The 8114-nt window shown below is 46.4% G+C and carries 7 protein-coding genes; 2 read left to right on the forward strand and 5 right to left on the reverse strand.

All coding sequences use genetic code 11. The features are described 5' to 3' along the window. Positions 1 to 64: 64 nt before the first annotated feature. Entirely contained in the window at positions 65 to 3121 is a 3057-nt protein-coding gene (gene dnaE, locus B0H99_RS11985; RefSeq protein WP_245894520.1) for a DNA polymerase III subunit alpha, read from the reverse strand. A 22-nt stretch (positions 3122 to 3143) separates the two neighbouring features. Continuing rightward, positions 3144 to 4082, reverse strand: a complete 939-nt coding sequence (locus B0H99_RS11990) for a DHH family phosphoesterase (protein ID WP_106533918.1) — start codon at positions 4080 to 4082, stop codon at positions 3144 to 3146. Between the two features lie 92 nt (positions 4083 to 4174). Between B0H99_RS11990 and B0H99_RS11995 the strand changes: the two genes are divergently transcribed. Beyond that, positions 4175 to 4486 (forward strand): YtpI family protein, encoded by a 312-nt coding sequence (locus tag B0H99_RS11995; RefSeq protein WP_425440385.1) that lies wholly within the window; start codon positions 4175 to 4177, stop codon positions 4484 to 4486. A gap of 34 nt (positions 4487 to 4520) precedes the next feature. Here the strand turns inward: B0H99_RS11995 and B0H99_RS12000 are convergent, their stop codons facing one another. Continuing rightward, positions 4521 to 5828: a DRTGG domain-containing protein gene (locus B0H99_RS12000; RefSeq protein WP_106533926.1), complete on the reverse strand. Its 1308-nt coding sequence runs from the start codon at positions 5826 to 5828 to the stop codon at positions 4521 to 4523. 141 nt (positions 5829 to 5969) lie between these two features. Next, entirely contained in the window at positions 5970 to 6650 is a 681-nt protein-coding gene (locus B0H99_RS12005; RefSeq protein ID WP_106533919.1) for a metal-dependent hydrolase, read from the reverse strand. A 92-nt stretch (positions 6651 to 6742) separates the two neighbouring features. Here B0H99_RS12005 and B0H99_RS12010 point away from each other — a divergent pair, with 92 nt between their 5' ends. Next, positions 6743 to 7834, forward strand: coding sequence for a M24 family metallopeptidase (locus tag B0H99_RS12010; protein ID WP_106533920.1), 1092 nt, complete (start codon positions 6743 to 6745; stop codon positions 7832 to 7834). Between the two features lie 115 nt (positions 7835 to 7949). On the opposite strand, the gene B0H99_RS12015 is transcribed toward B0H99_RS12010, so the two are convergent. Continuing rightward, positions 7950 to 8114, reverse strand: a 165-nt coding sequence (locus B0H99_RS12015) for a transposase (RefSeq protein ID WP_181313583.1), incomplete at its 5' end; no start/stop codon positions are given.

The following is an 8114-nucleotide window of genomic DNA, read 5'->3' on the forward strand; positions in this document are numbered from 1 at the left end:
GACTAGGATACAAAACTTTTCGGTTTCCGTAAAGAAAAAACTGCTTTTCTTATTAGAAAAGCAGTTAACTGAGAATAGATTTGCATATAATGGCGATTTTTTGATTGCGGTTCTCGATGTTCCCCTGCACTTCAAGAACTGCATGCGGTTCCAATAAGGAGCTGTATTTTGCATATTCAGCTGGAAACAGGGTCAGTGAAGCCAGGCCCGTCTCGTCCTGCATGCTGACAAATGCCATTGCATCACCTTTTTTTGTACGGATCCGCTTGACGTCCTCCACCATGGCAAGCACCGTAACCGGCTCTTTATCTCGCCGGTTTTTCAAGGAATTCAGGTCCGCATAAGCTTTTTCACGCGTTTTCTTTTCGCGCTCGATCGGATGAGTCGATAGATAAAAGCCAAGCACTTCTTTTTCGAACTCTAATTTCAAGCTTTCCGGAATCGGAGAAGCTTGGGCATATTTCGGTTTCATAAAACTGCTTCCCATATCATCAAAAAGACCCGGCTCTTCGTCCGGTTTGACAAGTTCTGCATGTTTGACCGCACTATCGAGTGAGGCAAGCAATACCCCACGGTCAAGATCAAGTCCGTCAAGCGCCCCTGCTTTTATCAAAGGTTCAAACGCTTTTCGCGTGAAATGAATGGCCGATATTCGTTCAGCGATGTTGAACAAGCTGGTGAACGGCGCTTCTTTCCGTTCTGCCAGCAACGCTTTTACCGCAGTTGCAGGCACACCTTTAACCGAACTCAAGCCCATTCGTATTTGGCCGCCCTCCACAGAAAACGTGGAATGGCTCTTTTGGACAGACGGCGGCAAGACCGGTATCTTTTTTTCTTTTATTTCATGAAGCAACTGCTGGGTCTTTTCAGCGTTTCCGGCATTTGTCGACAAGAGCGCAGCATAAAAATAAACCGCGTAATGGGTCTTCATGTAAGCCAATTGGTACGAAATCACACTGTAAGCAACAGCATGGCTTTTTGGGAAGCCATAATCAGCAAAACGGACGATCAAATTATACACTTCCGTCGCAGCTGCTTCCGGAAAACCTTTAGCCAATGCCCCACGGACAAAGTGCAGCCGTTCCTCATCCAAGATCTCCCGTTTCTTCTTGCTGACTGCCCGCCGCAGCAAATCGGCTTCCCCATAAGAAAAGCCAGCCATTGCTGCCGCAATTTGCATGATTTGTTCCTGATAAACAATGACCCCGTGCGTTTCCTTTAAAATTGGTTCTAACACCGGATGAGCATAGGTGACTTTTTCCTGCTTATGCTTACGTTTGGCATATAACGGGATAAATTCCATCGGACCGGGACGGAATAAGGCATTGACAGCTACAATGTCTTCAAATGCGGTCGGCTGAATTTCTTTTAATGCCCTCCGCATGCCATCGGATTCCAGTTGAAAAACCCCAGTCGTATCCCCTGCAGCCAACGAAGAAAAAGTGTCTTGATCGGTCAACAGAATTTTCCTGTAGTCAATGTTCTCTCTGCGGTCAAGCTGAACCAATCGCCGGATCTGTTCGAGAATCGTCAGGTTGCGCAATCCGAGAAAGTCCATTTTCAATAAGCCGATTGCCTCGAGTTCTTGCATTGGCCATTGGGTGATGAAAATGCCTTCGTTCCCTTTTTCGATTGGCACATGGTCAACAAGCGGTGACGGGCTTAGTATGACTCCCGCCGCATGGGTGGAAGCATGGCGCGGCAAGCCTTCCAACTTGATCGCCGTTTTAAACCACGTTTTGCGTTCTTCTTTTTCAATAATCCAATCATTCAGGCGAGGAGATTCTTTTAAAGCCGATTTCAGCGTAGTCCCTATCCGATTTGGAATCAGTTTGGATATGGCTTCAAGCTCCTCCGGTTCAAAACCGAAAACACGGGCTGTATCCCGAGCGACCGCTTTGGCAGACAGTGTTCCAAAAGTGATAATTTGCGCTGTTCTTGCCTCCCCGTATTTGCGAGCCACATACTCCACCACTTCATGCCGCCGGTAATCCGCAAAGTCAATATCGATATCCGGCAATGTTACGCGTTCCGGATTTAAGAAGCGCTCAAACAGCAGCCCGTGTTCAAGCGGGTCGACATCGGTGATGCGCAAGGAAAATGCGACAAGCGAGCTCGCTGACGATCCGCGTCCGGGACCTGTTAATATGCCATTATCCCGGGCAAATTTCATGAAATCTGAGACAATCAAAAAATAATCGATATACCCCATCTTTCCAATAACGGACAGCTCGTAGTCGAGACGGTCTTTATACGCTTTAGAATAATCAGGGATGCGTTCAGCCAATCCTTTTTCACAAAGCTCTGCTATAAAAGCAGCTTTGTCAATGGAATTTTTTAATGGAAAGACCGGCAGCAATTGCCGGTTCATAGAAATTGTAACTTTACAGCTATGGAGCATTCGCGCCGCTTCAGCCAGCCACTCCGGACGGTCTGAAAACCATTCGCGGAGTTCTCCGGCAGCCGGAACGTATGCCTTTGTATGGGCAGGGCGTTCACGCTGCGGATCATTCAGTTTCAAGCCTTGTCCGATGGCGGAAGCTACTTCAAACGCAAACGCGTCCTGTTCTTTCACGTAGCGGCTTTCTTGCGTCGCGATAACAGGAACACTCACTTCGCTGCAAAAAGTTAGAAATTCCGCTTCTTCCGAAGAACTTTCTCCTCCAGGACGCTCTACACTGCCGAAACTATCAGCCCCAAAAACGGTCTTGATATAATGGAAAATCGGCGCAGAGTCTGCTGCTGTCCATTCCCTTTTGTTCGGGATAACACAGATTAGCCCGTTCTTATATGCTCGCAGCCATTGTTCGGGAATTGCACTTTTATCCCGGGTTGCCAATGCACTTGATATTTTCAATAAGTTGCTGTAGCCTTCATTTGTTTTGGCGTACAACACAACTGGGTAACTTTGTTCTTCATATTCAATAAACACCGATAAGCCGACAACTCCATGAATGCCGGCACGGCTGCAGGCTTCCCAAAATGGAAGGATGCCATACAGTTTCGTATTGACGATTGCTGCAGCCTGCGTACCTTGTTCCACTAGAAAAGGGAAAAGTTCATCTAGGCGCACCGTGCTTTTCAGCAAATCAGCCGACGTGCTTATATGCGGATAAACCATGGACAACCCAATCCCTCCTTTTTTATGATGAACAAATTTCAATCAGACGGTCAATCACCCGGTCGGCTTCTTCCCATGTATATGCCGTAGCACCAGAAGCCATCGGATGTCCGCCACCGCCAAATTCCTTCGCCAATCCATTAATGATTGGACCTTTTGAGCGGAGGCGCACCCGGATTTCCGTTTCTTCTTCAATGAAAATGACCCATGCCTTCAAACCTTTAACATTGCCGAGAGAGCCGACAAGCAAGGAAGTTTCAGTCGCTGTTACGCCAAACTCCTTTAAAATGTCCAATGTGATTTTAACGTAGGCCGCGCCGCTTTCATCCAACTTGAAGTTCTGGTAAATATACCCCTGCAGATGAAGCAAATTGCGCTCCATTTCGTACATGCCGTTATACAGCGCTGTTCGGTCAAACTCATACTTGATGAGCTCCCCGGCTATTTCAAACGTTTTTTGTGTTGCGCTTGGGAATAGGAATCGGCCGGTATCTCCGACAATTCCAGCATATAAAAGCCTTGCTGCAGCATCAGAAAGTTTCCAATTTTCATGGTCTCGCCCATATGTAAATAACTCGTAAACCATTTCAGAAGCAGAGCTTGCTGTTATGTCTACTAAAACAATGTCTCCGTAAGGATCGTCGTTTGGATGATGATCAATTTTAATCACTTTAGCGCCTTTCTCGTAGCGCTGATCGTCTACCCGTTCGGTATTTGCCGTATCCGTGACGATGACCAATGCCCCTTCAAAATCTGCGTCTTCTACAGGGTCCGGAAAATCAAGGAAATCTAAAGTGAAATCGTGTTCACCCGCCGCAAGTACACGCTTTTCAGGGTAATTATGCTGCAGCAAGTACTTCAAGCCCATTTGGGAACCGTAAGCATCGGGATCTGGCCTTACGTGCCGGTGGATGATAATTGTATCGAATTGTTTAATTGTGTCTATGATTTGACTGTTCAAGTGTATGCTCCTTTTCTAAATAAAGATATCCGTTCGCAATTCCAGCTGTTTCTAGTACAATAAGAATGAGTTTTGGAATACAGGAGGTCCTTATGAAAATTTTAGTGTTTTTAAGTGTGATTTTAATTTTTTTCTCGTTTGGGTTTTATTTTTATTATAAAACAAAGCAGTTCCGTACGTCTTTGCCGATTCGCAAAAAATGGTATGCCTCTATGGCATCGATCGCTTTAGGCAGCTTTGTTCTGTTTTTCGGCATCAATCAGCTATTGCTTTTCCAAACAGTTGTCACATACATCATCGCCGGCATTTTCATCATTCTAGGAGCAGGCTTGATCGTCTACAACTCCAAAGCCGCCAAACATTACCGCTCGTTTCTTGATGAAGAAGCCCGGCTCAATAAATAAACCGCTCTCCTATTCAGGAGAGCTTTTTTTGGCTTTAACGATCCAAGAGCTGGAATGTCAGCAATGCTTTTCCGACAATCTCATCTTCGAACGAAACTTCAATGTCCACTTTCGCAGACTTGCGGGTAATATCCAAAATAACAGGGCGCACAAGCATGACGGAATCATGCTGGACTGGCTTTAAAAAGTATACGGCCATATTTTCCAGAACACTGTCTTTGCGGTTTTTCGTCTTGAGAGCGGTACTGGCTGCCTCTGTTAAAATCGTCGTATACGCTCCGTATGACATGGAACCGTAAGCATTGGTCATTTGCGGAGTCACTCGAAATTCCAGGGTTAGTTTGTCTGCCGATTGAAGATGCAGCTGACTTTTGATGATGTCATCGATTGTTTCGCCTTGCTGTGGCTGGCGCTGGGCGGTCTGTATAGCTTTAAGCACATCCTGTCGGCTGATAACCCCTTTAAGATAACCGGAATCATCCGTAACCGGCATCAGGTCGATGCCTTCCCAAACCATTCGGTGGCCTGCAGCCGCAACGCTTGTCTGCATTGAAACCGTAAGCGGGTATTTGGTCATGACTTTTTCGATAGGCTCTGTCTGGCCATGGCCAATAACATCCCGTGATGTAATGATGCCAACCAGTTTCTGGTTTTCGTCGACCACCGGAAATCCTCCATGCGAAGTTTCTTCATTTAATTCATTATACCGGCTGATTGTTTCTTTGAAATGCAGGACAGCGGTGTTTTCCAAAGGAATCAGAATATCTTCAATCAGCAAGATTTCTTTTTTTATCAGCTGATCGTAAATGGCCCGGTTGATCATCGTCGCTACTGTAAAGGTGTCATAGCTTGTCGAGATGACCGGCAGCTCATATTCATCAGCGAGATTTTTGACGGTATCGGTTGTATCGAATCCACCGGTCACCAGTACTGCCGCACCGGCTCGCAGGGCATATTCCTGAGCCTTCAGCCGGTTGCCGACAATCAGTAGATTTCCGGCTTCTGTATAGCGCATCATATCATCCAGCTGCATAGCGCCGATTACGAATTTCGTCAGTGATTTATGAAGCCCTGCTCGGCCTCCAAGCACTTGGCCGTCAACAATATTGACAATCTCCGCATAAGTGAGCCGTTCGATATTTTCTTTCTTTTTCCGTTCAATCCGGATAGTGCCAACCCGTTCGATGGTTGAAACGAGCCGTTTTGCCTCTGCGTCTTTAATCGCCCGGTAAGCTGTGCCTTCGCTAACGTGCAATTCCTTCGCAATTCGGCGTACCGAGATTTTCTCACCGACAGCAAGCGTCTCGATATAATCAAGGATCTGTTCGTGTTTTGTTGCCATAAGTTCACCCATTCCTCTGCTTTCCTGTCCTTCAAGTGTACCATATCCGCTACCGAAACAAAGTCGCCTAATTAATGGAACAACAGCAGTATTAAAGGAAAGCATAAAAAATCCGAAGAGGCTGGCTCTTCGGATCATCTTTTATAAATCGATTACGCCGCCGACTTGCAAGACATTGACTTCGGCTTTATCGACAAGTTTCTTGAACTGTTCCGGATCTTGTTTGATTGGCGGGAAAGTATTGTAGTGAATCGGAACGACTGTTTTCGGGTTTATTAAGCTGACGGCATAAGCTGCATCTTCCGGACCCATTGTAAAAAAGTCGCCAATCGGCACAAATGCCAAATCAATGGCATTCATCTTGCCGATAATCTCCATATCTCCGAACACTTCCGTATCACCCGCATGATAAAGGGTCTTACCTTCCGCTTTGAATAAAATTCCAGCAGGCATCCCGCCATATATGACACCGTCTTCCTCTGAAGTATACGAGGAGCTATGAAACGCTTTCGTGAACTTTACAGTCCCGAAGTCAAACGTATGCGAGCCACCCAGGTTCATGCCTACCGTGTTTAAGCCTTTAGAGCCTAAATAACCGGCGAGCTCTACAGGCGCGACCACTTGCGCGCCGCTGGCTTTTGCCAGTTCAATCGTATCACCGACGTGGTCATTGTGGGCATGCGTCAGCAATATAGCGTCAGGTTTTTCGTTTTCTACCTTTAGATCTGTCAGGCTGTTTCCCGTAATGAATGGATCGATCAAGATGGTGTAATTTCCGGTTTTGATTTTCACAACCGAATGGCCGTGGTATGAAACTTGCATAAAACCCCTCCAATTTTGGTTTATCTGAACCATTTCTAGCTGTCTTATACCCTTAACTTTGTTAAACTACACATAAAGAGGAGGTAATACATATGAATAAAGTTCAGCAATTGCAGAGTTACTTAAAAGAACAATCGGTTGACGCGGCTTTTATTACCAATCCGGACAATGTCTTCTACATCAGTGGATTTCGGAGCAATCCGCACGAGCGTCTTCTTGGCGTCATGATATTCCAGGAAGCAGCACCGTTCCTCATCTGCCCGCAAATGGAAATTCCCGACGCGAAAAATGCTGGCTGGAGCGGTGATATTGTCGGTCACGTCGATACAGAGAACGCCATGGAAGTTCTCTACCGTACGGCTTTAAAGCGTGGTGTTTCTCTAAACAAGCTGGCGATTGAAAAATCGCATATGACCGTAGACCGTTATGATGCATTGAACGAATTGTTCGAAGCTCTTGAATTTGTTCAACTGGATGACCAAATCAATAGGCTGCGTGTTGTCAAAGACGAAGCGGAACTTCAGATTTTGCGTGAAGCGGCAGCACTTGCCGATTACGCTATTGAAGTTGGCACAAAAGCCATTAAAGAAGGCATCACGGAAATTGAAGTGATGACAGAAATCGAACTGGCGCTAAAAAAACGCGGCGTGACGCATATGTCTTTTGATACGACTGTCCTCAGTGGTCCGAAAGCGGCATCGCCGCACGGCAAGACGGGCGACCGCAAAATCCAAAAAGGCGACCTTGTATTGTTTGACCTGGGGGTTATTCACAAAGGTTATTGCTCGGACATCACCCGGACGGTAGCTTTCGGCGAACCAAACGAAGAACAAAAAGCAGTTTATGATGTAGTGCTGCAGGCTGAGTTGGCCGCAGTCAATGCTGTCAAACCCGGAATTACTGCTGCCGAACTTGACCAGACGGCCCGCCAAATTATTGAGGAAGCCGGTTATGGCGAGTTCTTTACACATCGCCTCGGCCACGGGCTTGGCATTTCTGTACACGAGTTCCCGTCGCTGCACGGCTCAAATTCGATGAAAATGGAAACCGGCATGGTCTTTACGATTGAACCTGGCGTCTATGTTCCTGGGAAAGTCGGAGTCCGCATCGAGGATGATGTAGCCGTAACGGAGAACGGTGTTGAAGTATTGACCAAATTCCCGAAAGAACTTCAAATTTTGTAATGAAAAAAGCTGGTCCAAGGAACTCCTTGGACCAGCTTTTTCAGAGTGTTGAGTAACCCTTTGATATAAGATAAGAACTTATTTGTTTATCAAAAGAAAAGAAAATTTCCGATTTTTACGCCCTCCTTGCCAGAAGGAGGGCCATTTTTTTGATGTTTTGCGTGGCGGCTGTCAGGAAAGCCTGTTCTTGGACAGACGGACGCCCTCGGCGTCTTGCGTAGCGAAAGCCATGGAGTTCTTTGGCATCCGCAAAGCTTCTTTCAATGGTTTGGCTGCGCAG

It is taken from the genome of Planomicrobium soli (assembly GCF_003014655.1).
GTDB lineage: Bacteria > Bacillota > Bacilli > Bacillales_A > Planococcaceae > Planococcus > Planococcus soli_B.